Annotated in this window: 19 protein-coding genes; 8 read left to right on the top strand and 11 right to left on the bottom strand. The window is 73.0% G+C overall.

Going from position 1 to position 24353, the window contains the following annotated elements; genetic code table 11:
• The first annotated feature begins 78 nt into the window (after nucleotides 1-78).
• The 4 genes from egtA to egtD are packed head-to-tail and all read left to right on the top strand — an operon-like array spanning nucleotide 79 to nucleotide 4488.
• On the top strand, nucleotides 79-1374 hold the full coding sequence (egtA, locus tag ACIQNG_RS09240) for an ergothioneine biosynthesis glutamate--cysteine ligase EgtA (protein WP_401483502.1): 1296 nt from the start codon (nucleotides 79-81) through the stop codon (nucleotides 1372-1374).
• Nucleotides 1371-2705 (top strand): ergothioneine biosynthesis protein EgtB, encoded by a 1335-nt coding sequence (egtB, locus tag ACIQNG_RS09235; protein ID WP_401483500.1) that lies wholly within the window; start codon nucleotides 1371-1373, stop codon nucleotides 2703-2705. Before egtA ends, egtB begins: the two co-directional genes overlap by 4 nt.
• The gene (gene egtC, locus ACIQNG_RS09230) at nucleotides 2705-3529 is read left to right on the top strand and encodes an ergothioneine biosynthesis protein EgtC (protein WP_401483498.1); all 825 of its coding nucleotides are present in this window, start codon (nucleotides 2705-2707) and stop codon (nucleotides 3527-3529) included. Before egtB ends, egtC begins: the two co-directional genes overlap by 1 nt.
• Nucleotides 3526-4488, top strand: coding sequence for an L-histidine N(alpha)-methyltransferase (egtD, locus tag ACIQNG_RS09225; protein WP_401483496.1), 963 nt, complete (start codon nucleotides 3526-3528; stop codon nucleotides 4486-4488). The genes egtC and egtD overlap by 4 nt, the downstream gene beginning before the upstream one ends.
• 71 nt (nucleotides 4489-4559) lie before the next feature.
• Here egtD and ACIQNG_RS09220 read toward each other — a convergent pair whose 3' ends face one another.
• A complete protein-coding gene (locus ACIQNG_RS09220) occupies nucleotides 4560-5819 on the bottom strand; it encodes an extracellular solute-binding protein (protein WP_401483494.1) in 1260 nt (419 codons plus the stop codon).
• 239 nt (nucleotides 5820-6058) lie between these two features.
• Here ACIQNG_RS09220 and ACIQNG_RS09215 point away from each other — a divergent pair, with 239 nt between their 5' ends.
• Nucleotides 6059-6274 carry a dodecin gene (locus ACIQNG_RS09215; RefSeq protein WP_401431466.1) on the top strand — a complete coding sequence of 72 codons (216 nt, stop codon included), beginning with the start codon at nucleotides 6059-6061 and terminating at the stop codon, nucleotides 6272-6274.
• 67 nt (nucleotides 6275-6341) lie between these two features.
• On the opposite strand, the gene ACIQNG_RS09210 is transcribed toward ACIQNG_RS09215, so the two are convergent.
• Nucleotides 6342-6833, bottom strand: a complete 492-nt coding sequence (locus ACIQNG_RS09210) for a hypothetical protein (protein WP_401431465.1) — start codon at nucleotides 6831-6833, stop codon at nucleotides 6342-6344.
• A 67-nt stretch (nucleotides 6834-6900) separates the two neighbouring features.
• On the opposite strand from ACIQNG_RS09210, the gene ACIQNG_RS09205 reads away from it, so the two are divergent.
• Entirely contained in the window at nucleotides 6901-7905 is a 1005-nt protein-coding gene (locus tag ACIQNG_RS09205; protein WP_401483492.1) for an LLM class flavin-dependent oxidoreductase, read from the top strand.
• Between the two features lie 12 nt (nucleotides 7906-7917).
• On the opposite strand, the gene ACIQNG_RS09200 is transcribed toward ACIQNG_RS09205, so the two are convergent.
• Nucleotides 7918-10389 carry an ATP-dependent Clp protease ATP-binding subunit gene (locus ACIQNG_RS09200; RefSeq protein ID WP_401431459.1) on the bottom strand — a complete coding sequence of 824 codons (2472 nt, stop codon included), beginning with the start codon at nucleotides 10387-10389 and terminating at the stop codon, nucleotides 7918-7920.
• A 95-nt stretch (nucleotides 10390-10484) separates the two neighbouring features.
• Between ACIQNG_RS09200 and ACIQNG_RS09195 the strand changes: the two genes are divergently transcribed.
• Nucleotides 10485-12872 (top strand): ABC transporter, encoded by a 2388-nt coding sequence (locus ACIQNG_RS09195; RefSeq protein WP_401483490.1) that lies wholly within the window; start codon nucleotides 10485-10487, stop codon nucleotides 12870-12872.
• A 20-nt stretch (nucleotides 12873-12892) separates the two neighbouring features.
• Here ACIQNG_RS09195 and ACIQNG_RS09190 read toward each other — a convergent pair whose 3' ends face one another.
• The 5 genes from ACIQNG_RS09190 to ACIQNG_RS09170 form a co-directional block, all read right to left on the bottom strand.
• Nucleotides 12893-13750, bottom strand: coding sequence for a lysophospholipid acyltransferase family protein (locus tag ACIQNG_RS09190; protein WP_401483489.1), 858 nt, complete (start codon nucleotides 13748-13750; stop codon nucleotides 12893-12895).
• Nucleotides 13747-14523 (bottom strand): GNAT family N-acetyltransferase, encoded by a 777-nt coding sequence (locus ACIQNG_RS09185; RefSeq protein WP_401483872.1) that lies wholly within the window; start codon nucleotides 14521-14523, stop codon nucleotides 13747-13749. Before ACIQNG_RS09185 ends, ACIQNG_RS09190 begins: the two co-directional genes overlap by 4 nt.
• A 336-nt stretch (nucleotides 14524-14859) precedes the next feature.
• On the bottom strand, nucleotides 14860-15609 hold the full coding sequence (locus ACIQNG_RS09180) for a succinate dehydrogenase/fumarate reductase iron-sulfur subunit (protein ID WP_401483487.1): 750 nt from the start codon (nucleotides 15607-15609) through the stop codon (nucleotides 14860-14862).
• Nucleotides 15606-17552, bottom strand: coding sequence for a fumarate reductase/succinate dehydrogenase flavoprotein subunit (locus ACIQNG_RS09175; protein WP_401431446.1), 1947 nt, complete (start codon nucleotides 17550-17552; stop codon nucleotides 15606-15608). The genes ACIQNG_RS09180 and ACIQNG_RS09175 overlap by 4 nt, the downstream gene beginning before the upstream one ends.
• Before the next feature lies 1 nt (nucleotide 17553).
• Nucleotides 17554-18222, bottom strand: a complete 669-nt coding sequence (locus tag ACIQNG_RS09170) for a succinate dehydrogenase (RefSeq protein WP_401432097.1) — start codon at nucleotides 18220-18222, stop codon at nucleotides 17554-17556.
• Between the two features lie 119 nt (nucleotides 18223-18341).
• Here ACIQNG_RS09170 and ACIQNG_RS09165 point away from each other — a divergent pair, with 119 nt between their 5' ends.
• Nucleotides 18342-19226 (top strand): LysR family transcriptional regulator, encoded by an 885-nt coding sequence (locus ACIQNG_RS09165; RefSeq protein ID WP_401431444.1) that lies wholly within the window; start codon nucleotides 18342-18344, stop codon nucleotides 19224-19226.
• 213 nt (nucleotides 19227-19439) lie between these two features.
• On the opposite strand, the gene ACIQNG_RS09160 is transcribed toward ACIQNG_RS09165, so the two are convergent.
• The 3 genes from ACIQNG_RS09160 to ACIQNG_RS09150 form a co-directional block, all read right to left on the bottom strand.
• On the bottom strand, nucleotides 19440-21581 hold the full coding sequence (locus tag ACIQNG_RS09160; protein WP_401431442.1) for a putative bifunctional diguanylate cyclase/phosphodiesterase: 2142 nt from the start codon (nucleotides 21579-21581) through the stop codon (nucleotides 19440-19442).
• On the bottom strand, nucleotides 21578-22390 hold the full coding sequence (locus ACIQNG_RS09155; protein ID WP_401483485.1) for an SAM-dependent methyltransferase: 813 nt from the start codon (nucleotides 22388-22390) through the stop codon (nucleotides 21578-21580). Before ACIQNG_RS09155 ends, ACIQNG_RS09160 begins: the two co-directional genes overlap by 4 nt.
• Before the next feature lie 368 nt (nucleotides 22391-22758).
• Complete coding sequence (locus ACIQNG_RS09150) at nucleotides 22759-23694, bottom strand: SCO0930 family lipoprotein (protein WP_401483483.1); 936 nt, start codon at nucleotides 23692-23694, stop codon at nucleotides 22759-22761.
• Nucleotides 23695-24353: the final 659 nt, after the last annotated feature.

Here is a 24353-nt window from a genome sequence, read left to right as displayed (position 1 = left end):
TTGGCTGGGACGGGTGTGTCGGTCCGGGCGCATCGGTCCCGGGGCGACGACATGGTGGAATCTCAGGAGGATCCCCACATGTCCGATTCGGTAAGTGACTGTACGGAAACCCGCACCGTTGTCACGGAGGCCGAGGTCGAGGCGCTGGTCCGCGGTATCTGCTTCAAGACCGGGCCACCTCGTACCGTAGGCGTGGAAGTGGAATGGCTCGTCCACGAGCCGCGCGAGCCGCGGCGCCCCGTGACAACCGAACGACTCGAAGCGGCCTATGCCGCACTGCGTACCGTGCCTCTGAGGTCGGCGCTCACCATCGAGCCCGGCGGCCAGCTGGAACTCAGCTCCCCGCCCGCCGCCTCCCTGATGGAGTGCATCGGTACCGTCTCCGCCGACCTGGCCGCCGTCCGCGCCGTGCTGCGCGAGGACGGTCTGGCGCTGCTGGGCGTCGGCAGCGACCCCTGGAACCCCCCGCGCCGGTTCCTGCAAGAGCGGCGCTACGACGCGATGGAGCGGTGTCTGGACCGTACCGGCCCGGCGGGCCGGGCCATGATGTGCACCTCGGCCTCGGTACAGGTCTGTCTGGACGCCGGGTACGAGGAGCCGGGGCCGCTCGGCCACGGGCGGCGCTGGTGGCTCGCGCATCAGCTGGGCGCGGTCCTGGTGGCCGCGTTCGCGCACTCCCCGCTGGCCGGCGGGGTGCCCACGGGCTGGCGCTCCACCCGGCAGCGGCTGTGGATGGAGATCGGCGCCGGCCGGGCGGGCGGTCCCCTGCCGGAGGGTGATCCGCGCGACGCCTGGGCGCGGCACGTGCTGGACTCGCCGGTGATGTGCGTACGCCGTGAGGCGGGTCCGTGGGAGGTGCCGGAGCGGCTGACGTTCCGTGAGTGGACCCGATCAGCCGCACCGCCCACCCGGGGCGACCTCGATTACCACATCAGCACCCTGTTCCCGCCGGTCCGGCCGCGCGGGCATCTGGAGCTGCGGATGATCGACGCGCAGCCCGGGGACGACGGGTGGCGGGTGCCGCTGGCGGTGGCGACGGCGCTGTTCGACGACCCGGCGGCGGCCGAGACCGCCTACCGGGCCGTGAAGCCGCTGGCCGAGCGGGCGCTGGCGCTGCCCGCGCCGCACAATCCGCTGTGGATCGCCGCCGCCCGCGAGGCCCTCGGCGACCCCGAGTTGCACGACGCGGCCCGGATCTGTTTCGCCGCGGCCGTGGAGGCCCTGCCGCGGCTGGGCGCCACCACCGAACTGACCGACGCGGTACGGGCGTACCAGGACCGCCATGTCGTGCCGGGCCGCACCCCGGCCGACGAACTGCTCGACCGGCTGCGCGGCGGCGAGCCGCACCCGTACGGGAAGGACCCACGCACATGACCGGCCCGCGTCCGACCGACCACGACATCGACGCCGAGGCGTTCCGTGAGCGGGCGCTGACCTCACTGGTCAGAGCACGGGAGCGCACCACACTGCTCACCACCTGCGTGGAGGAGCCGGATCTGACCGCGCAGCACTCCCCGTTGATGTCGCCGCTGGTGTGGGACCTGGCGCACATCGGCAACCAGGAGGAGCTGTGGCTGCTGCGGGCGGTCGCCGGGCAGGACGCCATCCGGCCCGAGATAGACAGTCTCTACGACGCCTTCGAGCATCCGCGTGCCGAGCGGCCGACGCTGCCGCTGCTCTCGCCCCACGAGGCCCGCAGCTACGCGGCCGAGGTCCGCGGGCGGGCCCTGGACGTCCTGGAGTCGGCGGCGTTCCGGGGCACCACCCGGCTCACCGACGCCGGTTTCGCCTTCGGGATGATCGCGCAGCACGAGCAGCAGCACGACGAGACCATGCTGATCACCCATCAGCTCCGCAAGGGCCCGCCCGCCCTGACCGCCCCCGACCCGGTGCCCGCGCCGCTGTTCACCGGCCCCGCCGAAGTGCTGGTCCCCGGCGGCCCGTTCACCATGGGCACCTCCGACGAGCCGTGGGCGCTGGACAACGAGGGGCCCGCGCACACCCGTGAGGTGGCCCCGTTCTTCATCGACACCACCCCGGTGACCAACGGCGCCTATCTGCGGTTCATCGAGGACGGCGGCTACGACGACCCGCGCTGGTGGACGGCGGACGGCTGGGCGCACGTCCGGCGCACCTCCCTGCGCGCCCCGCTGTTCTGGCGGCGCGACGGCGGGCAGTGGCTGCGCCGTCGTTTCGGCACGGTCGAGGCGGTGCCGCACGAGGAGCCGGTGCTGCACGTGTGCTGGTACGAGGCGGACGCGTACGCCCGTTGGGCGGGGCGGCGGCTGCCGACCGAGGCCGAGTGGGAGAAGGCGGCCCGCTTCGACCCGGCGACCGGCGGCTCCACCCGCTATCCGTGGGGCGACGCCGATCCGGGGCCCGAGCAGGCCAATCTGGGGCAGCGCCATCTGCGTCCGGCCCCGGCGGGAAGCTGTCCGGGGGGCGAGTCGCCGCTCGGGGTGCGGCAGCTGATCGGGGACGTGTGGGAGTGGACGGCGAGCGACTTCCTGCCGTACCCGGGGTTCCGGGCGTTCCCGTACAAGGAGTACTCGGAGGTGTTCTTCGGGCCGGAGCACAAGGTGCTGCGGGGCGGTTCGTTCGCGGTGGACGCGGTGGCCTGCCGGGGCACGTTCCGCAACTGGGACCTCCCGGTACGGCGGCAGATCTTCTCCGGGTTCCGCACCGCCCGTTCGGCGGCCCTCTGATGTGCCGTCAGCTGGCCTACGTGGGCCCGGCCCGGCCGCTGGGGGCGCTGCTGCTCGACCCGCCGCACAGTCTGTACCGGCAGTCGTGGGCGCCCCGGCGCCAGCGGTACGGGACGGTCAACGCCGACGGTTTCGGGGTGGGCTGGTACGCGCAGGGCGATCCGGTGCCGGCCCGCTACCGCCGCGCGGGGCCCGTCTGGGGGGATCAGTCCTTCGCGGATCTCGCCCGGGTCGTACGGACCACGGCGCTGGTCGCCGCCGTGCGCGACGCGACGGTGGCGGGCGCGGACGGGGAGGCCGCGGCGGCGCCGTTCGCCGCCGACCGCCTGCTGTTCAGCCACAACGGCGCGGTCGCGGGCTGGCCCGACGCGCTCGCGCCGCTCGCCCGCGCGCTGCCGCCGGTCGCGCTGCTGTCGCTGGAGGCCCGCACCGACTCGGCGTTCGTGTGGGCGCTGGTGCTGCACCGGCTGCGCGCCGGGGACGATCCGGGCCGGGCGCTGGCCGGGGCCGTCCGCGCGGTGGCCGGGGCCGCTCCGGCGTCCCGGCTGAACCTGCTGCTCGGCGACGGCGCCTCGACCGCCGCGACGGCCTGGGGCGACAGCCTGTGGTACCTGTCCCGGCCCGACGGCGGCACGGTCGTGGCCTCCGAGCCCTACGACGACGATCCGCGCTGGCGTGAGGTCCCCGACCGCACCCTGCTCACCACGCACGGCACCGAGGTGCGGCTCACCCCGATCCCGGCACCGGACGCCGGTCCGCTCCCGGGCGCCGAGGCCGCACCCGCACCCCGTACGGAGTCACCCCGCAAGGAGTCCCCCACGTGAGCCCGTTCGCCCTGACCCGAATCCTGCCCGAGGACGCGACGGGCGCCGCCCTGCGCGCGGACGTCCTGCACGGTCTGACGGGCACCCCCAAGACCCTGCCGCCGAAGTGGTTCTACGACGCGCGCGGCAGCGCGTTGTTCGAGCAGATCACCGAACTGCCCGAGTACTACCCGACCCGTGCCGAGCGGGAGATCCTGATCACCCGGTCCGGTGAGATCGCGCGGGCGGCCGGCGCCCGTACCCTCGTCGAACTGGGCTCCGGCTCCTCGGACAAGACCCGGCATCTGCTGGACGCGCTGACCGATCTGCGGCTGTACGTGCCGGTCGACGTCAGCGAGAGCGCCCTGACCTTGGCGGGCCGGGCACTGGTCGCCGAACGGCCCGCGCTGGCGGTGCACGCGCTGATCGCCGACTTCACCGCCCCGCTGACGCTGCCGCGGTCGCCGGGGCCCCGGTTGCTGGCGTTCCTGGGCGGCACGATCGGCAATCTGCTGCCCGCCGAGCGGGCGGAGTTCTATGCGGCGGTCCGCGCGCTCCTCTCCCCCGGTGACGCCCTGCTCCTCGGGACCGACCTGGTGAAGGACGAGGGGGTGCTGGTCCGGGCGTACGACGACGCGGCCGGGGTGACGGCCGCGTTCAACAAGAACGTCCTGACCGTCGTCGACCGGGAACTCGGCGCCGACTTCGATCCCGGCGCCTTCGACCATGTCGCCCTGTGGGACGCCGACAACGAGTGGATCGAGATGCGGCTGCGTTCCCGCAGGGCGCAGACCGTGAAGGTGCCGGCGCTGGATCTCGCCGTGCACTTCGCCGCGGGCGAGGAGTTGCGTACGGAGGTGTCGGCGAAGTTCCGCGAGGAGGGAGTGCGTACCGAACTGGCGGCAGCGGGGCTGGAGTTGACGCACTGGTGGACCGACACGGAGGGGCGTTTCGCGCTCTCCCTGAGTGTCGTGGGGTGAGCCGAGGACCGAGCAGACGTGAGCGCGGCGCGCCCGGCCCGCCGGGAGGCGGGTGAGCGCGCCGCGGTCGGTCAGCTCAGCGACAGCGCCTCGGTGATCTTGTCGGACGCCTTCTTGGCCTCGGTGGCCGGGTCGGCGCCGGTGAGGACCTTGGTCATGTAGTCCTTGATCGGGTTGTCCGCCTCGACCCTCGCCCACTCGGGGGAGATGGGGGTGGCCCGGCCCTGTACGGCGCCCTCCGCCATGGCCGCGGCGCCCTCGTCGCCCGAGAGGGCGCCGGCGAGCTTGGCCTTGTTGGGCACGTAGTTCATGGTGCGGGCGAGTTCCTGGTTCCACTTGGCGCCCGCCAGCGCCTCGATCACCGCGATGGCCCCGTCCGACTCGTCGGTGTGACGGGGGATGATGAGGTCGGAGCCGCCGGTGAGGACCGCGCCGGGCTTGTCGGCGGTCTTGCCGGGCACCGGGAAGAAGCCGAGCTGGTCCTTGAGTTCCGGGTTCGCCTTCAGGATCGCCTGGGCGTTGCCGGGCACGGCGATGATCTGGGCGACCCGCCCCTTGGCGAACACATCGGTGAGCGGCGGGTTCTGCTCGTCGGCGTCGACCGGGCCGTCGCCGAGGCCCTGCATCTGCTCGTAGAACTCCATGCCGGCGAGGGCCTCGGCGCTGTCCAGGGAGCCCTCCCAGACGGCGCCGTTCAGGGTGGCCAGCTCCCCGTCCTCGTCCCAGATGAACCCGGCCAGGGTGTACCAGTCCTGACCCGCCAGGTAGATGCCCTGGTTGCCTTCGGTGTTCAGCTTTTCGGTGGCGGTGAGCCACTCGTCGCGGTTCTTGGGAAGCTTGTCGATGCCGGCTTCCTCGAAGAGGTCCTTGCGGTAGATGACGACGCGGTTGGCCGCGTACCAGGGGATGCCGTACTGGTGGGAGCGGAGCTGTCCCGGCTCGGAGAGACCCGGCAGCCACTCCTTGCTGCCCCAGTCACGCACCGACTCCAGCGTCAGGTCGAGCAGCCGGCCGCCCTCGACGTACTGCGGGACCTGGGTGTTGCCGACCTCGATGACGTCGGGGGCGCCCTCTTCCTTGCCGTCGGCCTCCAGCGCGCCCTCGACCTTCGGGCCGATGCCGGTCCACTGCTGGATCTTGATGTCGAGCTTGAGGTCGGAGTGCTCGCTCTCGAACTCCTCGGTGAAGCGGTCCAGGAAGTCCTGGGACGCGCTGTCCTTCATCAGCCACACGGTCACGGTGCGGCGTTCGCCGTCGGAGCCGGGCAGCAGACCGCAGCCGCTCACGAGGGATGCGGATACGCACACGAGGGCCAGTAGGCGACGTCTCACGGGGGTCGATCCTGTTCTTTGTGACGCACAGGGGAGGAAAAGACCCGACGTGGGGGATGAGCGTGGGCTCGTACGGGTGTGGCTGGATTGTGGTATGGACCAAAGCCGAGGTCAAGGGGCATTTGGGTATCCGGTCCCATGTTGTTGTGAAGTCTCGCGCTCCGCCCCAGCTTGGGGCACGGTGGAGTGACGCGTGACACACCCGTCACGGCGTTCACAGCGCCGAGAGGAGCATCGCCATGTCGGACCACACCTACCGGGTCACCGAGATCGTGGGCAGTTCGCACGAGGGCGTGGACCAGGCCGTCCGCAACGGCGTCGCCCGTGCCGGGCGGACCCTGCGCAATCTCGACTGGTTCGAGGTGACGCAGATCAGGGGGCAGATCGAGGACGACCGGGTCGAGCACTGGCAGGTCGGTCTGAAGGTGGGTTTCCGGCTGGAGGACGCGGACTGAGCGGGCGTCACCCGCCCGGCGGGACCGGGGGCCGGCCGGGGCGGGGACGGGCGCTCCGGGCCCTGCGTCAGGTCCGGCCCTCCCGCTCCTGCGCCGTGCGCAACGCGGCGGAGGGGGTGGCCCAGCGCGCCCGGACGACCCGGAATCCGGCCCGTTCGGCGGCGTCGCAGACGAGTTCGTCGTCGTCCACGAGCATCCGCACCTCACGCGTACGGCCCAGTCGGCGCAGGATCTGCAGCTTGGTGACCCGGGCGGGCCGCCGGTCGTCGTCGCGCCGCATGTGCAGCCGCCCCTCGGGCAGTCCGTGCGCGCTCAGCCAGGCGAGCGAGTCCCGGCGACAGCGCTCCGGACGGCCGGTCAGATAGACGACCTCGCACTCCTCGGCACTCGCCGCGGCCAGCGCCACGCCCTCGGCGAGGGGCGGGTCCTGCGGCGCGGCGGCGAAGAACCCCTCCCAGTCACGCGGCCGGGCCTCCAGGAAGCGCTGGCGGTGTGCCGTGTCGGCGAGGGTGCCGTCGAGGTCGAACACGGCGAGGGGGCGGCGGCTGTCGGGTGTCACGCCGGACAGCGTAGACCGCGGGCGGGGCCGCCGGGAATGTCGGGGCCTCGTGGGCGTTGGACCTGAGGTGACCTCCGACCTGGCCCGTGTCCCGTTCTCCGTCCTCGACCGCTCCCGCACCCGCGAGGGCCGCCCGGACGCGGAGGCGCTGCGGGACACGGTGGCGTTCGCGCGGGAGGCGGAGCGCCTCGGCTACCACCGGATCTGGGTCTCCGAGCACCACGGGGTGCCCGGCGTCGCCGGTTCCGCGCCGACCGTGCTGGCCGCCGCCGTGGCCGCCGCGACCGAGCGGATCCGGGTGGGCACCGGCGGGGTCATGCTGCCGAACCATCAGCCGCTGGTGGTGGCCGAGCAGTTCGGGGTGCTGGAGTCGCTGTTCCCCGGCCGGATCGACATGGGGCTCGGCCGTTCGGTCGGCTTCACCGACGGGGTGCGCCGAGCGCTGGGCCGGGACAAGGAGGTCGCGGAGGACTTCGAGGGACAGCTCGGGGAGTTGCTCGGCTGGTTCCGCGGCACCTCGCCGACCGGGGTGCGGGCCCGCCCGTCGCAGGGCCTGACCGTGCCGCCGTTCGTGCTGGCGATGGGCGAGGGCGCGGCGATCGCCGCCCGCGCGGGCCTGCCCCTGGTGATCGGTGATCTGCGGGACCGGGAGAAGATGCGGCGCGGGGTGGAGCGCTACCGTGCCGACTTCCGTCCGTCCGCGTGGGCGCGGGAGCCGTACGTCGTCGTCTCGGGGACGGTGGCGGTGGCCGCGACCTGGCAGGAGGCGCGGCGGCTGCTGGTCCCGGAGGCGTGGTCGATGGCGTACGCGCGCACGCACGGCACGTTCCCGCCGCTGCCGCCCGCCGAGCGGGTCGAGGCGCTGCGGATGACGGAGCGCGAGCGCGGCTTCTACGAGTCCGGGCTGACCGGCCGGCTCGCGGGCACCGAGGAGCAGGTGGCCCACGAGTTGGAGGGCGTCCTGAAGGAGACGGCCGCGGACGAGGTGCTGGTGACGACCAGTACGTACGACCGGGCCGCGCTGCTGGACTCGTACCGGCGGCTGGCACGGATCACCGGCCGGCGGTCGTAGGGCCGGCGGCGGTCACAGGGCGGCGGGCTGTTCGGCCCGGATGTCGAGGGCGCCGTCGACGGCGTCCACCCGGGCCCGGTCCCCGGCCGTGAGCTGACCGGAGAGCAGCAGGTCGGCGAGGCGGTCGTCCACCTCGCGCTGGATGGTGCGGCGCAGCGGGCGGGCGCCGAAGTCGGGCTGGTGGCCGAGGTTGGCGAGCAGGTCGGCCGCCGCGTCGGTGATCTCCAGGGTGACGTCCTGGGCGTGCAGCCGCCGTCTGGTGTGCTCCAGGAGCAGGTCCACGATCTGGCGGAGCTGGGTGCGGTCCAGGCCCCGGAAGAGGATGATCTCGTCGATGCGGTTGAGGAACTCGGGCCGGAAGTAGTCGTTCAGGACCGGCAGCACCTGTTCGCGCATGATGTCGTAGTCCTCGACCCCGGCGGCCAGGATCCGGTCGGCGCCGATGTTCGACGTCATGATGACGACGGTGTTCTTGAAGTCGACCGTGCGGCCCTGGGAGTCGGTGAGCCGGCCGTCGTCCAGGAGCTGGAGCAGGATGTTGAAGACATCCGGATGGGCCTTCTCCACCTCGTCGAGGAGCACCACGGAGTACGGCTGTCTGCGCACCGCCTCGGTGAGCTGTCCGGCCTCGTCGTGGCCGATGTATCCGGGCGGGGCGCCGACCAGCCGGGAGACGGTGTGCCGCTCCTGGAACTCGCTCATGTCGAGCCGGATCATGCGGTGTTCGTCGCCGAAGAGGGCGGCGGCGAGCGCGCGGGCCAGTTCCGTCTTGCCGACGCCGGTGGGGCCGAGGAAGAGGAAGCTGCCGACGGGGCGGTCCGGGTCGCTCATCCCGGCGCGGGCGCGGCGTACCGAGCGGGCCACGGCGGTGATCGCCTCGTCCTGGCCGACGACCCGTTCGTGGAGGTGGTCCTCCAGCCCCATCAGCCGTTCCCGTTCCTCCTCGGTGAGCTGGGAGACGGGGATGCCGGTGGAGCGGGCGACGACCTCGGCGATGTCGTCGGCGGTGACCTTGGGGGTGCTCTCCTCGGCGGCGCCCGTGTCGGCGAGCTGTGCCTCGGCCTCCTTGATGCGGTCGCGCACCTCCTTGGCGCGTTCGTACTCCTCGTCGGCGACGGCCTGGTCCTTCTCGCGGTTGAGGGCGGCGAGCCGGTCCTCGATGTCGCGGGTGTCGGCGAGGGGGGTCTTGGCGCGCAGCCGGACCCGGGCGGCGGCCTGGTCCATCAGGTCGATCGCCTTGTCCGGCAGGAAGCGGGAGGTGATGTACCGGTCGGACAGTTCGGCCGCCGCGACCACCGCCTCGTCGGTGATACGGACCTGGTGGTGGGCCTCGTAGCGGTCGCGCAGTCCGCGCAGGATCTCGATGGTGTCGTCCACGGTGGGCTCGCCCACCAGGAGGGGCGCGAAGCGGCGCTCCAGGGCGGCGTCCTTCTCGATGTGCTTGCGGTACTCGTCGACGGTGGTGGCGCCGATGAGGTGGAGTTCGCCGCGGGCGAGGGCCGGTTTGAGCATGTTGCCGGCGTCCATGGCGCCCTCGCCGCCGCTGCCCGCGCCGACGACGGTGTGCATCTCGTCCAGGAAGAGGATCAGTTCCTCGCCGTGTTCGCGGACCTCCTCCAGGAGCTTCTTCAGCCGCTCCTCGAACTCGCCCCGATACTTGGTGCCGGCCACCATGCCGGGCAGATCGAGGGAGACCAGCCGTTTGCCGGACAGGGTGCGCGGCACGTCCCCGGCGACGATGCGCTGGGCGATGCCCTCCACGATGGCGGTCTTGCCGACGCCCGGGTCGCCGATCAGGACCGGGTTGTTCTTGCTGCGCCGGGAGAGCACCTCGATGGTCTGCTCGACCTCGTCGTCGCGGCCGATGACCGGGTCGAGCCGTCCGGCGCGGGCGTCCTCGGTGAGGTCGCGGCCGAACTCGTCGATGGTGGGGGTGCTGCTGGGCCGCTGCCGCTCGGGGGTGTGCTCCCCCGCCGGTGTCCGGCCGCCCTCCCAGCCGCTGTCGGCGAGGGCCTGTCCGGCGGCCGACTCGGGGTTGGCGGCGAGGGCGCGCAGCAGGTGTTCGGGGCCGATGTAGGAGACCCCGTCCGAGCGGGAGATGCGGTAGGCGTCGAGCAGGGCGCGTTTGGCGGCCGGGGTGAGGGTGGCGGGCTCGGTCCGCGCGGCGCCGGTGTCCTGGGCGCCGAGCCGGGCCCTGATCCGGTCGGGGTCGGTGCCCGCCTCGCTCAGCAGCCGCCGGGTGGAGTCCTGCTCGGTGGCGGCGGCCAGCAGATGCCGGGCGTCGAGATCCTCGCTGCCCTCCACGGCGGCGATGTCCCGGGCCCGCGCCACCAGCTCACGGGCCCGTTCCGACAGCAGACTGCCGATGTCGACGCTCTGCTGTCTGCGGGCCGGCGCCGCGCCCGTCCCGCCGAAGAAGCGGGACATCAGTTCGTCGAACTCCTCGAAGGGACTGCGGCCGAATCCGAAACCGGGAGTACTCATGATCGACGGGCCCTCCGTACGTCGCCGGGCTTCCCCGCCTTCCAACGTCGCACAGGGCGCCGGGCGCCGCACCCGCGCGGGTTACCGTGGGTGACATGCGCGACCCGTCCCTCACCCCCCGTCACGATCCGTCTCCCGCGGCCGGAGCCCCGCCCCATGATCCGTGCGTCCGGGTCCGGGGCGCCCGTGAGCACAATCTGCGGGGCGTGGACGTGGACGTCCCGCGCGACGTGGTGGCGGTGTTCACCGGGGTGTCCGGCTCGGGCAAGTCGTCGCTGGCGTTCGGCACGATCTACGCGGAGGCGCAGCGCCGCTACTTCGAGTCGGTGGCGCCGTACGCGCGGCGGCTGATCCACCAGGTCGGCGCCCCGGAGGTCGGCGAGATCACCGGGCTGCCGCCCGCGGTCTCGCTGGAGCAGCGCCGCTCGGCGCCCACCTCGCGCTCCTCGGTCGGCACGGTCACCCAGCTGTCCAACTCGCTGCGGATGCTGTACTCCCGTGCGGGCGACTATCCGCCGGGCGCCGCGCGGCTGGATTCCGACGCGTTCTCCCCCAACACCGCCGCCGGGGCGTGCCCGCACTGCCACGGTCTGGGCCGGGTGCACCGTACGACCGAGGAACTGCTGGTGCCCGACCCGGCGCTGTCGGTCCGTGAGGGCGCGATCGCCGCGTGGCCGGGCGCCTGGCAGGGCAAGAACCTGCGCGACATCCTCGACGCCCTCGGCCACGACGTGGACCGGCCCTGGCGGGAGCTGCCCGCGAAGGAGCGGGAGTGGATCCTGTTCACGGACGAGCAGCCGGTGGTCACGGTCCACCCGGTGCGCGACGCGGACCGGATCCAACGCCCTTACCAGGGTACGTACATGAGCGCGCGGCGCTATGTCCTCAAGACCTTCGCGGACTCGAAGAGCACGACGCTGCGGGCGAAGGCGGAGCGGTTCCTGACCACCTCGCCGTGTCCGGTCTGCGGGGGCGGCGGGCTGCGCCCCGAGGCCCTCGCGGTGACCGTCGCGGGCCGTACGATCGCCGAGCTGGCGGCGCTGCCGCTGGACGGTCTGGCCGCCGCGCTGCACGGGACCTCGCCCGCGGCCCGGGTCCTCACGGACGATCTGAAGGCCCGTATCGGCCCGGTCACCGAGCTGGGTCTCGGCTATCTCAGCCTGGACCGGCCCACCCCCACCCTGTCGGCCGGGGAACTCCAGCGGCTGCGGCTGGCGACCCAGCTCCGCTCGGGGCTGTTCGGGGTGGTGTACGTCCTGGACGAGCCGTCGGCCGGGCTGCACCCGGCGGACACCGAGGCCCTGCGGGGTGTGCTGGCCCGGCTGAAGGCGGCGGGGAACTCGGTGTTCGTGGTGGAGCACCAACTGGACGTGGTGCGCGGCGCGGACTGGGTCGTGGACGTCGGGCCGGGCGCGGGTGAGCACGGCGGGCGGGTGCTGTACAGCGGTCCGGTGCCGGGGCTGGCCGCCGTCCCCGGGTCGGCCACGGCCCGCCATCTCTTCGACCGCTCCCCCGCGCCCGTACGACCGCCCCGCGCGGGGCACGGGCAGGTCGCTGTGGGCCCGGTCACCCGGCACAATCTGCGCGGGGTGACGGCCCGGTTCCCGCTGGGCGCGCTCACGGCGGTCACCGGGGTCTCCGGGTCGGGCAAGTCCACGCTGGTCGGGGAGATCACCGGGGAACTGCCGGGTGTGGGCCGGGTGGTCGCCGTGGACCAGCGTCCGATCGGCCGCACCCCGCGCTCCAACCTCGCCACCTACACGGGTCTGTTCGACGGGGTGCGCAAGGTGTTCGCGGCCACCGGCGAGGCGCGCTCGCGGGGGTACGGGGCCGGGCGGTTCTCCTTCAATGTGGCGGGCGGGCGGTGCGAGACCTGTCAGGGCGAGGGGTTCGTCAGTGTCGAGCTGCTGTTCCTGCCGAGCACCTACGCGCCCTGCCCGGACTGCGGGGGCGCGCGCTACAACCCCGAGACGCTCGACGTGACGTACCGGGGGCGGGACATCGCCCAGGTGCTGGACCTGACGGTGGAGGCGGCGGCGGAGTTCTTCGCCGACCTCCCGGCGGTGGCGCGGAGTCTCGGCACGCTGCTGGACGTGGGGCTCGGCTATCTGCGGCTCGGCCAGCCCGCCACCGAGCTGTCCGGCGGCGAGGCGCAGCGCATCAAGCTGGCGAGCGAACTGCAGCGCGGGCGGCGCGGGCACACCCTGTATCTGCTGGACGAGCCGACGACCGGGCTGCATCCCGCCGATGTGGAGGTGCTGATGCGTCAGTTGCACGGGCTGGTCGACGCCGGGCACACCGTGGTGGTCGTGGAGCACGACATGACGGTCGTCGCGGGCGCGGACTGGGTGATCGATCTGGGGCCGGGCGGTGGGGACGCGGGCGGGCGGATCGTGGCGGCCGGGGTTCCGGCGGAGGTGGCGCGGGCGGCGGGGAGCCGGACGGCGGGGTATCTGGCGCGGGTGCTCCGGGGCGGCGAGTGAGCCGCTGAACCTGCGGGGCGTCAGGGCGTCCGGCCCCGGAGGAGTGGTGCCCGCGTCGGTCGGGGCGCGGGGACCTGGTGGGGCGGGTGGCTCGCCCGGGGGGCGGGCGCGGTGGGGTGCGCCGCGTGGGCGAGGGCGCGGCGGTCGGGGTGGGTGCCGGGCGGTATGGGGGGCCGTACCGCCACCTCGGCGACGAGGTCGCGGGTGCGGACCACCCGCCAGACGGAGGTGAGCAGGGAGTCCTCGCCGATGTAGGCGGGGGCGGCGCTGGGCGGGCCGTCGGTGTGGCGGTAGCGCAGGTGGACCGGCTGGACGGGGACGCGGGCGTCGAGGGCGGCCTGGAACGCGGCGCGGCGGAACGGGCCCTGCGCCCGGCCGCACCAGGTGCTGCCCTCGGGGAAGACCCCGACGGCGGCGCCCCGGCGCAGCGCTTCGGCGAGGGCGCCGACGGTGTGGGGCAGGGTGCTGAGCCGGTCGCGGTCGATGAAGAGGGTGCCGCCGCGGGCGGCGAGGGCGCCCGCGACCGGCCAGTGCCGGATGTCGGACTTGGCGAGCATCCGGGCGGGCCGTACGGCGGCGAGGAGCGGGATGTCGAGCCAGGAGACGTGGTTGGCGACGAGCAGCAGACCACCGGTGGGCGCGGCGGCGGCGCCGGTGAGGGTGAGGCGGACTCCGGCGGCCCGGACCAGGGTGCGGCACCACCGGCGGATCACGCCGGGCGGGATGCGGCGGCCCGCGGGCAGGACGAGGGCCGCCGCCAGGACCAGGGTGAGCACCGCGGTCAGGCGCAGGGCGGCGTGCGGGACGGACACCGGGCGGTCGGCGGGGCCGATGCACGCCGCCGGGGTGCACGGCGCGCTCGGCACCCAGTCGCTCATCGGGCGGGGACGAGGGAGAGGAAGTGCTTGAGGTAGCGGGGGTCGACCCGGCTCATGGACAGCAGGACGTAGAGGTCGGCGACGCCGAAGTCCGGGTCGTGGGCGGGCGGTCCGCAGACCCGGGCGCCGAGGCGGAGGTAGCCGCGCAGCAGCGGGGGCGGTTCGGTGCGTCCGGTGGGGCGGGTGATCCCGTCGGGGTTCCAGGGCAGCAGCGGAGTGACCCGGTACGGCTCGGGGGCCAGGCCGCGGGCCTGGACGCGGTCCCAGGTGGCGGCGGCGAGGGCGCCGCCGTCGGCGAGCGGGATCGAGCAGCAGCCGGCCAGCCACTCATGGCCGCGGTCGACCATGTAGCGGGCGATGCCGGCCCAGATGAAGCCGATGACGGCGCCGTCGCGGTGGTCGGGGTGGACGCAGGAGCGGCCGACCTCGACGAGACGGTGGCGGATCGGGGCGAGGGCGGTGAGGTCGAACTCGCCCTCGGAGTAGAGGCGTCCGGCGATCGCGGCGCGGTCGGGCGGCAGCAGCCGGTAGGTGCCGACGACCTCGCCGCCGAGGGTGTCGCGGACGAGGAGGTGGTCGCAGTGGGCGTCGAAGTCGTCCCCGTCGAGGCCGGGCCGGGGGCCGGTGAGCAGGGCGCCCAGTTCTTCGGCGAAGACGTCGTGCCGCAGCTTCTGGGCGGCGCGCACGTCGGCCTCGTCGCGGGCGAGGGTGACGGTGTACCGGGTGGGTGCCGCCGGTCGGGGCGGGCGGGTGAGGGTGGTGCCGCCGGGCATGGCTCTCTCCAGGGTCACGGGCCGAAGGGACGGTGCGTCGGGCTGCGGCCGGTGCCGTGGACCCGGCCGACACAGTTCTTCCGACGCCGGCTGTCCGGCGCGTGACCCGTGAGGGGAGAGCGGGTGTGAGCTTGCTGAATGGCTGGGGCCTGTCCGTCTACCGGACCCCGCGTCGCCGGGATGATCCGGGCGACCGGCCCTGGGGCGGGTCGGCCCGGGGTGCCTGGCGGGACCGGGAAGAGCACCTGTCCCGGTCCCACCCGTCCGCACCCTGTCGGCGAACGTCTCGTCGGCGGCGGCCACCGGGGCCGCGCCGGTCGTGCGGCGGTCGCGGGCTCAGCGCTTGGCCGCCTTGCGGGTGGCGCGCAGCCACTCCTTGTTCATGCTGGTGATGGAGACCAGCGGGATGCCCTTCGGGCAGGCGGTGGCGCATTCACCGGCGAGGGTGCAGCCGCCGAAGCCCTCGTCGTCCATCTGGGCCACCATGTCCAGCACCCGGGTCCCCCGCTCGGGGGCGCCCTGCGGCAGCACGTTGAGGTGGTTGACCTTGGCGGAGGTGAACAGCATGGCGGCGCCGTTCGGGCAGGCGGCGACGCAGGCGCCGCAGCCGATGCACTCGGCGTGCTCGAAGGCGAAGTCGGCGTCCGGTTTGGGCACCGGGGTGGCGTGGGCCTCGGGGGCGGCGCCGGTGGGGGCGGTGATGTAGCCGCCGGCCTGGATGATCCGGTCGAAGGCGGAGCGGTCGACCACGAGGTCCTTGACGACCGGGAAGGCCGCGGCCCGCCAGGGCTCGACGTCGATGGTGTCGCCGTCCTGGAAGGAGCGCATGTGGAGCTGGCAGGTGGTGGTGCGCTCGGGTCCGTGGGCGTCGCCGTTGATCACCAGGCTGCACGCGCCGCAGATGCCCTCGCGGCAGTCGTGGTCGAAGGCGACCGGGTCCTCGCCGTCGAGGATGAGTTCCTCGTTGAGGGTGTCGAGCATCTCCAGGAAGGACATGTCCGGGGAGATGCCGTCCACCTCGTACGTGGACATCGCTCCGTCGGCGCCGGCGTTCTTCTGCCGCCAGACGCGCAGGGTGAGCTTCATGCGTAGCTCCGCTGAGTGGGGTGGACGTACTCGAAGACCAGGTCTTCCTTGTGCAGCACCGGGGCGGCGCCGGTCTCGGTGAACTCCCAGGCCGCCGCGTAGGAGAAGGCGTCGTCGTCGCGGGCGGCCTCGCCGTCGGGGGTCTGGGATTCCTCGCGGAAGTGGCCGCCGCAGGACTCGGCGCGGTGGAGCGCGTCGAGGCACATCAGCTCGGCCAGTTCCAGGTAGTCGACGATCCGGTTGGCCTTCTCCAGCGACTGGTTGAACTCCTCGCCGGTGCCGGGGACCTTGATGCGCCGCCAGAACTCCTCACGGATCTGCGGGATGCGTTCCAGGGCCTTGCGCAGTCCGGTGTCGGTGCGGGCCATCCCGCAGAACTCCCACATGAGTTCGCCGAGTTCGCGGTGGAAGGAGTCGGGGGTGCGGTCGCCGTCGACGGAGAGCAGCAGGTTGAGCCGGTCCTCGGTGTCGGCGAGCACCTCCTGGACGGCGGGGTGCTCCGGGGTGACGGCCTCGCTGTGCGGGTTGCGGGCGAGATAGTCGTTGATGGTCGCCGGGAGCACGAAGTAGCCGTCGGCCAGGCCCTGCATCAGGGCGGAGGCGCCGAGCCGGTTGGCGCCGTGGTCGGAGAAGTTGGCCTCGCCGATGGCGAACAGACCGGGGACGGTGGTCTGGAGGTCGTAGTCGACCCAGAGTCCGCCCATCGTGTAGTGCACGGCCGGGTAGATCCGCATGGGGACCTCGTACGGGTCCTCGTCGGTGATCCGCTGGTACATGTCGAAGAGGTTGCCGTACTTGGCCTCGACGGCCTTGCGGCCCATACGCCTGATGGCGTCGGCGAAGTCCAGGTAGACGCCCTGGCCGCCGGGGCCGACACCGCGGCCCTCGTCGCAGACGTTCTTGGCGGCCCGGGAGGCGATGTCGCGCGGGACGAGGTTGCCGAAGGAGGGGTAGATGCGCTCCAGGTAGTAGTCGCGCTCGTCCTCGGGGATCTGGGCGGCGGGGCGGGTGTCGCCGTGGGCCTTGGGGACCCAGATCCGGCCGTCGTTGCGCAGCGACTCGCTCATCAGGGTCAGCTTGGACTGGTGATCGCCGGTGCGCGGGATGCAGGTGGGGTGGATCTGGGTGAAGCAGGGGTTGCCGAAGTAGGCGCCGCGCCGGTGGGCCCGCCACACGGCGGTGGCGTTGGAGTTCATGGCGTTGGTCGACAGGTAGAAGACGTTGCCGTAGCCGCCGGAGGCGAGGACGACGGCGTCCGCGAAGTAGGTGTCGATCGTGCCGGTGATCAGGTCCCGGGCGACGATGCCGCGGGCCCGTCCGTCCACGACGATCAGGTCGAGCATCTCGGTACGGGGGTGCATCTCGACGTTGCCCGCGGCGATCTGCCGGCTGAGTGCCTGGTAGGCGCCGAGGAGGAGTTGCTGGCCCGTCTGGCCGCGGGCGTAGAAGGTGCGGGAGACCTGGACGCCGCCGAAGGAGCGGGTGTCGAGGAGTCCGCCGTACTCGCGGGCGAAGGGCACGCCCTGGGCGACGCACTGGTCGATGATCTCGACGGAGATCTGGGCGAGGCGGTGGACGTTGGACTCGCGGGCGCGGAAGTCGCCGCCCTTGACGGTGTCGTAGAACAGCCGGTGGATGGAGTCGCCGTCGTTGCGGTAGTTCTTCGCGGCGTTGATGCCGCCCTGGGCGGCGATGGAATGGGCGCGGCGCGGGGAGTCCTGGTAGCAGAACTGGACGACGTGGTAGCCCTGTTCGGCGAGGGTGGCCCCGGCGGCGCCGCCCGCGAGTCCGGTGCCGACGACGATCACCGTGTGCTTGCGGCGGTTGGCGGGGTTGACCAGCTTGGCCTCGAAGCGGCGGGTGTCCCAGCGCTCGTGGACGGGCCCGGAGGGCGCCTTGCGGTCGGCGACCGGTTCGCCGGTCGGGTAGTCGGTGTAGGTCATGTCAGCTCACCACTCCGGTCATGACGCCCACGGGCACGGCGAGGAAGCCGAGGGTGAGCAGCAGCGCGAGAACATTGGCGGTGGTCTTCAGGGCGCGGTCGCGGGTGCGGCTGCCCGCGCCGAGGGTCTGGGCGGCGCTCCAGAAGCCGTGCCGGATGTGCAGGCCGACGGCGAGCACCGCGACGATGTAGATCGTGTTGCCGTACCAGGTGGAGAAGGTGTCCACCACGTTCTGGTACGGGCGGCCCTGCTCGAAGCCCGGGTGCACGGTGCCGGTGGTCAGGTCCAGGATGTGCCAGACGATGAACAGGGCGAGGATGACGCCGCCCCAGCGCATCGTGCGGGTGGCGTAGGAGGCCCGCGGCTTCTTGTGGACGTACTTGCTGGGCCGCGCCTTGATGTCCCGGCGGCTGAGCTGGTACGCGGAGACGGCGTGGGCGACGACCGCGACGACGAGGACCACCCGGACCAGCCAGAGGGCCCACTCGTGGTGCAAGAACGGTTCGCCGAGGGTGCGCAGCCAGTGGGCGTACGCGTTGAACTCGACGGCGCCGAAGAAGATCTTGAGGTTGCCCAGCATGTGGACGACCAGGTACATCAGCATGATCAGGCCGCTGACGGCCATCACGGTCTTCTTGCCGACGGAGCTGTCCCAGATGGTGCGTGCCATGGACGACCGTCGGTCCGTCCGCGTTGCCAGAGCCATGTCATGCACGCTAGGGCCGAAGGACCCCATCGGTCCAAGACATGGAGCGGCTTGATTCGATAGGACGAGCCTATAGTGGCTGTATGCAGTTCCAGCAGCTCCAGTACTTCGTGGCCGTCGCCGAGACCCGGCACTTCACCCGGGCCGCCGAGCTGGTCCATGTCGCCCAGCCCTCGCTGTCCCAGCAGATCAAGGCGCTGGAGCGGGAGCTGGGCGCCGATCTGTTCCTGCGGGCGCGCGGCAACATCACCCTGACCGACGCGGGCGAGGCGCTGCTGCCGCTGGCCCGGCGGATCCTCGCCGACACCGACACGGCCCGCCACGAGGTGCAGGAACTGGTGCAGCTACGGCGCGGGCGGGTGCGGCTGGGGGCGACGCCGAGCCTGTGCACCGGGCTGCTGCCGGATGTGCTGCGCGCGTTCCACGACCGCTATCCCGGGATCCAGCTGATGATCGAGGAAGGCGGCTCGCACGATCTCGTACGACTCCTCGCGCGCGGCGCGCTGGATCTGGCGCTGGTGGTGCTGCCGCTGCCCACGGCCTCGCCCGCGCTGACCACGGTCGAGTTGCTCCGGGAGGATCTGGTGGTGGTCTCGGCGCCGGACGCGCCCCGGCCCGGCGGGGACCGGCGCGGGGTCCGCATCGCGGATCTGGAGGGCGAGCGTCTGGTGATGTTCCGGCACGGGTACGACCTGCGGGAACTGACCGTCGCCGCGTGCCGCTCCGCGGGGTTCGAGCCGGACTTCGCGGTGGAGGGCGGGGAGATGGACGCGGTGCTGGGGTTCGTGCGGGCCGGGCTGGGGGTGGCCGTGGTGCCGCGGATGGTGGCGGCGCGGTCGGGGCGGGGGCTGCGGGTGACTCCGCTTGCGCGGCCCGGGCTTCATCGGGTGATCGCGTTGGCGCATCGCAGTGACGTGGCGCCGCCGCGGGCTGCGCGGGAGTTGCAGCGGATGCTTTTGGAGCGGTGAGGGGGTTCGGCGGGGCCGGGGTGAAAGTGGGGTGGGGTGGGGTGGGGTGGGTGCGTCTGCCGGGGGGGTGGGGGCAGAGTGCGGGGTGCGGGTTGTGGGGGGCTGGTCGCGCAGTTCCCCGCGCCCCTTGGGGGGTGGGGGCGGGGGGCGATTTGGGAGTGCGGGTGGGTTTTGCTAGGTGCGCGGTTCCCCGCGCCCCTTGGGGGCGCGGGGTCAGCCGGTGGCGTCTGCCAGGGCCAGGTCGTGTAGGCGGTCGGGGGGGCCGGGTCTTGCGTAGTACCAGCCCTGGGCCGTGTCGCAGCCCAGTATGCGGAGCTGTTCGGCCTGGGCGCCGGTCTCCACGCCCTCCACGGTGACGGCCAGGTCGAGGCTGTGGGCGAGGGAGACGATGCCCTCCACGATCTTCAGATCCACCGGGTCCGCCGGGAACTGCTGCATGCCCTGGGTGAAGGAGCGGTCCAGCTTGAGGATGCTCACCGGCAGGCGGCGCAGGTTGGCGAGGTTGGAGTAACCGGTGCCGAAGTCGTCCAGGGCGATGTCGACCCCCATCTCCGCCAGCCGCCGCAGCGGCTTGAGGAGGTCGTCGTCGGCGCCGATCAGCGCGGACTCGGTGACCTCCAGGCAGAGCGCGTCCGGCGTGACCCCCGTCGCCTCCAGGATGTCCACGGTGTCCTGGACCAGACCGGGGTGGGTCAGCTGGCACGGGGAGAGGTTGACGTTGATCCGCAGCGGGACCGGCGACGACCCCGCGTACCGCTGCCGCCACTCGTACGCCTGGCGCACCGACTGCTCCAGGACCCAGCGGCCCAGCGGGACGATCAGACCGGTGTGCTCGGCGAGCGGGATGAAACGGTCCGGGCCGAGGACGCCGTGCTGCGGATGCAGCCAGCGCACCAGCGCCTCGGCGCCGCGCACACTGCCGTCGCCGAGGTGGACCAGCGGCTGGTACTCGATGAAGAACTCACCGCGCTCCAGGGCGGCGGGCAGCGCCGTCGTCAGCCCGTGCCGGGTGATGGCACGGGCGTCGGCCTCCGCGTCGGCCAGCTCGAAGCGGTTGCCGCCCGCCGACTTCGCCCGGTACATCGTGATGTCGGCGCTGCGCAGCACCTCGGCCGCGCTGCGCTCCCCCGCCGGTCCCTCCACGACGCCGATGCTGCCGCGCACGGTCAGCTCCCGGCCCTCGATCCGGACCGGGGCGAGCAGCGCGTTCATGATCCGACCGGCCAGTTCGTCCACCTCGCGGTGGGTGTCGCGGCCGGTGGTCAGCGCCACGAACTCGTCGCCGCCGAGCCGCGCCACCATCTCGCCCGGCGCGGTGGCGCAGGACTGGAGCCGGTCGGCGATCTCCACGAGCAGCCGGTCCCCGGCCGCGTGGCCGAGGCTGTCGTTGATGGTCTTGAAGCCGTCCAGGTCGAGGTAGCAGAGCCCGAACCGCTGGCCCTCGCCCGCGCCCAGCGCCTTCTCCAGCCGTTCGAAGAAGAGGGTGCGGTTGGGCAGACCGGTGAGCGCGTCGTGGGTGGCCTCGTAGCGCAGCCGCAGGTTCAGCAGCCGACGCTCGGTGGTGTCCTCCATCAGCGCGAGCTGGTACTGCGGGACGCCGTCGGGGTCGCGCAGCAGGGAGACGGTGAGGTTGGTCCACAGGACTGTTCCGTCAGGGCGGTAGAACGCCTTCTCGACGTGGTAGTGCTCACGTTCGCCGCCCACCAGCTCGTCGTACAGGCGCCACACCTGCGGGGCGTCCTCGGCGTGGGTCCAGTCCTTGACGTTGCGACTGCGCAGGTTCTGTTCGTTGCCGCCGAACATCCGCAGCAGCGCCCCGTTGGCCTCCAGGATGTTGCCGTCGAGGTCGGCGATGCCGATCCCTATGGCGGCGCCCTCGAAGACCGCGCGGAAGCGGGCCTCGCTGGCGTGCAGCGCCTGGGCGACCACGCCCTGGGCGCGCAGCGCGGCCTGGGCGATGGACTCCTGCTCGGCGAGGGTGCGGGCGCGCAGCGCCTGCGCGAACCCGGCGGCCATGGCGTGCTGGATCCGCGAGGAGCGGGCCCGCAGATCGTCCGCGGGACTGTCGTCGCCGCAGTAGAGCACCAGGTAGGCGTCGACACAGTCGAGGGTGCGGCTGAGCGCCTCCGGGTCGGTGCAGTGCGCGTCGATCAGCGCGGCCCCGATCTCCCGGGCCTCGACGGCGTCGAACGCGCGGGCGCGCAGGGCCTGGCTGAGCCGGCGGGCCAGCGGCACCAGCTGCTGTTCGAACTCGGGCCGGGTCAGCGACGTGGGGGACACCGGGAACACCGCCCGGCTCCAGATCGTCGCGAACCGGCGCAGACGGTCCTCCGGGCCGTCCGGTTCCGCGCTCACGCCGTACGCCCCACGCCGGCGAATCCGGCGAAGGCGTAGGGATCCTCGTCCTCCGGCGCGGTGTCCGGGCGCCAGGAGGCCGTCGGCACCAGTCCGGGTTCCACCATGTCGTACCCCTCGAAGAACCGCGCGATCTCGTCGCGCGAGCGCATGATCAGCGGGTTGCGAATGTCCTTGTATACGTCCACGACTGCCCCGGCCCGCTCCATCGGCACGGGGATTCCCTCGTACGAGGCATGCGTGAGGACGAGCAGGCTGCCCGGAGCCAGCGCGTCGCGCAGCCGTGCCACCGCCTCGTACGGGCGGTCGTCGTCCTCCACGAAGTGCAGGACCGCCACGAGCAGCAGGGCCACCGGGCGGTCCAGGTCGATCAGCCGCTCGACCTCGGGGCTGCGCAGGATCTCCAGCGGCTTGCGCAGATCGGCGGCGACCACGTCCGTGGCATCGTTGCCGTCGAGCACGGCGTGGCTGTGCGCGACGGCCACCGGGTCGTGGTCGACGTAGACCACATGGGCGCCGGGGCACGCCTCCTGGGCCACCTCGTGGACATTGCCGAAGGTCGGGATGCCGGAGCCGATGTCGAGGAACTGGGTGATGCCCTCGGCCGCGGCGAGGCGGACCGCGCGGCGCATGAACGCCCGGTTCGACTGCATGATCTTCGGGAGCCCCGGCATGAACTCCATCGCCTTGCGGGCCGCCTCCCGGTCGACCTCGAAGTTGTGCGAACCGCCCAGGTAGTAGTCGTAGATACGTGAAACGCTCGGGACCGAGATGTCGATGCTCCGTGGGGCCCAGACGGGACGCTCCATGTACCTCTCCAGGCGTTGGCGATCCGGTGTTCGAGCTGAGGCTACTGATCGCCCGCCAAAGGAGCGAGCCCAAACGGAAATTGACCATCCGTTCCCGGTCACTGCCTCCGGCACGTGCCGTTTCGAGGCCGCGCAGTGGCCTCACGAAAAGTATCCGAAGCATTCCGCTGCGTACCGGAACGAGGTGTGTTTCAGGGAGACTTCCGGGGAAACGCACCGCTTGGGCAGCGTGGTGGGGCGGGCGGTGTGGCACGTCCCACACGGGGATGCGGCCCGCCGCGGGGAGAACCACGCGCGGACGAACGCAGTCCATCTCCCCTTCGAACGCGGGGAGATGGACTGCGCGGGGCGAGGGACAGTGGCGGGCGTCAGCCCTTGGCGGGGGCGCCGACCGCCTTGCCGTCGGGGGCCACCGCGTACCAGGTGCCGCCGACGCCCTGGCCGTTGGTGTCGCCGGGGGCCTTGTCGCCGGCGAAGGTGTAGATGGGCCAGCAGTCGACCGTCTGCTGCTTGGCGCCGTCGGATCGGATGAAGCTCATCAGCCCCTTCTTCTCCACCCCCTGGGTGTCGTTCGCGCCGACCGGGGCGACGACGGGCCACTTCTCCAGGCAGTCCCCCTCGCAGGTCGACACCGGCTCGGGCCACGCCTCGTCCTTCATGAAGCGGTAGACCGTCATCCCGTTCTTGTCCACGACGATCTCGCCGAGCTTCGCGTCCTTACGGGTGGACAGTCCCGGCAGCTCGGCCCGCTTGGCCTTCTTGCCGTCCGGGGCCAGCGCGAACCAGGTGCCGTTCACGCCCTGCCCCTTCAGCTCACCGGCGGCGGTGTCCTTGGCGAAGCGGTAGGCGGGCCAGCCGGCGACGGTGAGCTGCTTGGTGCCGTCGGGGCGGGTGAGTTCGCCGAGGAGTTCGGCGTCGACGCCCTGGCCCGCCGCGGCGTCGTCCGCCGGGACGGGCGGCCAGGCGGTGGCGCAGTCGCCCTCGCAGTTGGTCTTGGGCGGTTCGGCGGTGTCCTGGTCGAAGCGGTAGAGGGCACGGCCGTCGGCGTCGGTGAGCACCTGCCCCAGCTGCGCGTTCTCCTTGACCGCCAGCTGTCCCGCCGGGCTGTTGGGGACCCCCGCCTGCTGATCGGTCCCGGCCCCGGCGTCGGCGTCCGCGCTGGGGCTGCCGTAGCCGGGGGCGGCGGCCGTGGCCCCCACGTTCTGGCTGCCCGACCCTCCGCCACCCTCCTGACCGCACGCCGTCGCCATCACCAGCACGGCCACGGTGCCCGCCACGAGTGAGGCGCTCCGCCAGGTGTCCATCGTCAACTCCCCATAGTCCCACCGCTGTCGCAGCGCCCTGCTGCGCCGCCGCACAACCAGGGGTACGCGGGGACGGGCCGCCCCTACTCAACCCTGGGGGGAATTTCTTTCCGCAACGGGTGAATGGTGCGGCGGAGGGGGGTGGGGGGAGCCCCCCGGGGGGGGTTGGGGGGGGGTGGGGGGAGCCCCCGGGGGGCGGAGGCTCCGGGGGGCGGAGGCTCCCGGGGGCGGAGGCTCCCGGGGGCGGAGGCTCCCGGGGGCGGAGGCTCCCGGGGGCGGAGGCTCCCGGGGGCGGAGGCTCCCGGGGGGGCGCAGGCCCGGTGGCGGAGGGGGTGGAGGCGGGAGGCCCGGGGGCGCAGGCCCGGGGAGGCGGGAGGCCCGGGGGCGCAGGCCCGGGGAGGCAGGAGGCCCGGGGGGCGGGAGGCCCGGGGGGGCAGGCCCGAGGGGCGGTGCCTGGGGGGCGTGTCAGGGGGCAGCAGCCCCGGTGGGAGGGAGCCCGGGGAGGCGGGAGCCCCGGTGGAGCACAGGCCCGGGGAAGAACAGGCCCCGGGGGGACGCAAGCTAAGCGGGGGCGGTTCCTGGTGGGCGGAGGCCCGGTGGGACGGGAGCCCCGGTGAGGCCGGAGGGCGGCGGGACGGAGGCCCGGGGAGGCGGAAGGC

The sequence above is a fragment of the Streptomyces sp. NPDC091377 genome (assembly GCF_044757045.1).
GTDB lineage: Bacteria > Actinomycetota > Actinomycetes > Streptomycetales > Streptomycetaceae > Streptomyces.
The sequence above is the reverse complement of the archived record's forward strand: the minus strand, read 5'-3'. Positions and strand labels throughout refer to the sequence as shown.

Coding starts and splice junctions, on each gene's coding strand:
- ACIQNG_RS09185 (WP_401483872.1), bottom strand. CDS start 14,523: ATGCCCGGCGGCACCACCCTCACCCGCCCGCCCCGACCGGCGGCACCC.
- egtC (WP_401483498.1), top strand. CDS start 2,705: ATGTGCCGTCAGCTGGCCTACGTGGGCCCGGCCCGGCCGCTGGGGGCG.
- ACIQNG_RS09170 (WP_401432097.1), bottom strand. CDS start 18,222: ATGGCACGCACCATCTGGGACAGCTCCGTCGGCAAGAAGACCGTGATG.
- ACIQNG_RS09155 (WP_401483485.1), bottom strand. CDS start 22,390: ATGGAGCGTCCCGTCTGGGCCCCACGGAGCATCGACATCTCGGTCCCG.
- ACIQNG_RS09190 (WP_401483489.1), bottom strand. CDS start 13,750: ATGAGCGACTGGGTGCCGAGCGCGCCGTGCACCCCGGCGGCGTGCATC.
- egtA (WP_401483502.1), top strand. CDS start 79: ATGTCCGATTCGGTAAGTGACTGTACGGAAACCCGCACCGTTGTCACG.
- ACIQNG_RS09215 (WP_401431466.1), top strand. CDS start 6,059: ATGTCGGACCACACCTACCGGGTCACCGAGATCGTGGGCAGTTCGCAC.
- ACIQNG_RS09200 (WP_401431459.1), bottom strand. CDS start 10,389: ATGAGTACTCCCGGTTTCGGATTCGGCCGCAGTCCCTTCGAGGAGTTC.
- ACIQNG_RS09180 (WP_401483487.1), bottom strand. CDS start 15,609: ATGAAGCTCACCCTGCGCGTCTGGCGGCAGAAGAACGCCGGCGCCGAC.
- ACIQNG_RS09150 (WP_401483483.1), bottom strand. CDS start 23,694: ATGGACACCTGGCGGAGCGCCTCACTCGTGGCGGGCACCGTGGCCGTG.
- ACIQNG_RS09165 (WP_401431444.1), top strand. CDS start 18,342: ATGCAGTTCCAGCAGCTCCAGTACTTCGTGGCCGTCGCCGAGACCCGG.
- ACIQNG_RS09195 (WP_401483490.1), top strand. CDS start 10,485: ATGCGCGACCCGTCCCTCACCCCCCGTCACGATCCGTCTCCCGCGGCC.
- ACIQNG_RS09175 (WP_401431446.1), bottom strand. CDS start 17,552: ATGACCTACACCGACTACCCGACCGGCGAACCGGTCGCCGACCGCAAG.
- egtB (WP_401483500.1), top strand. CDS start 1,371: ATGACCGGCCCGCGTCCGACCGACCACGACATCGACGCCGAGGCGTTC.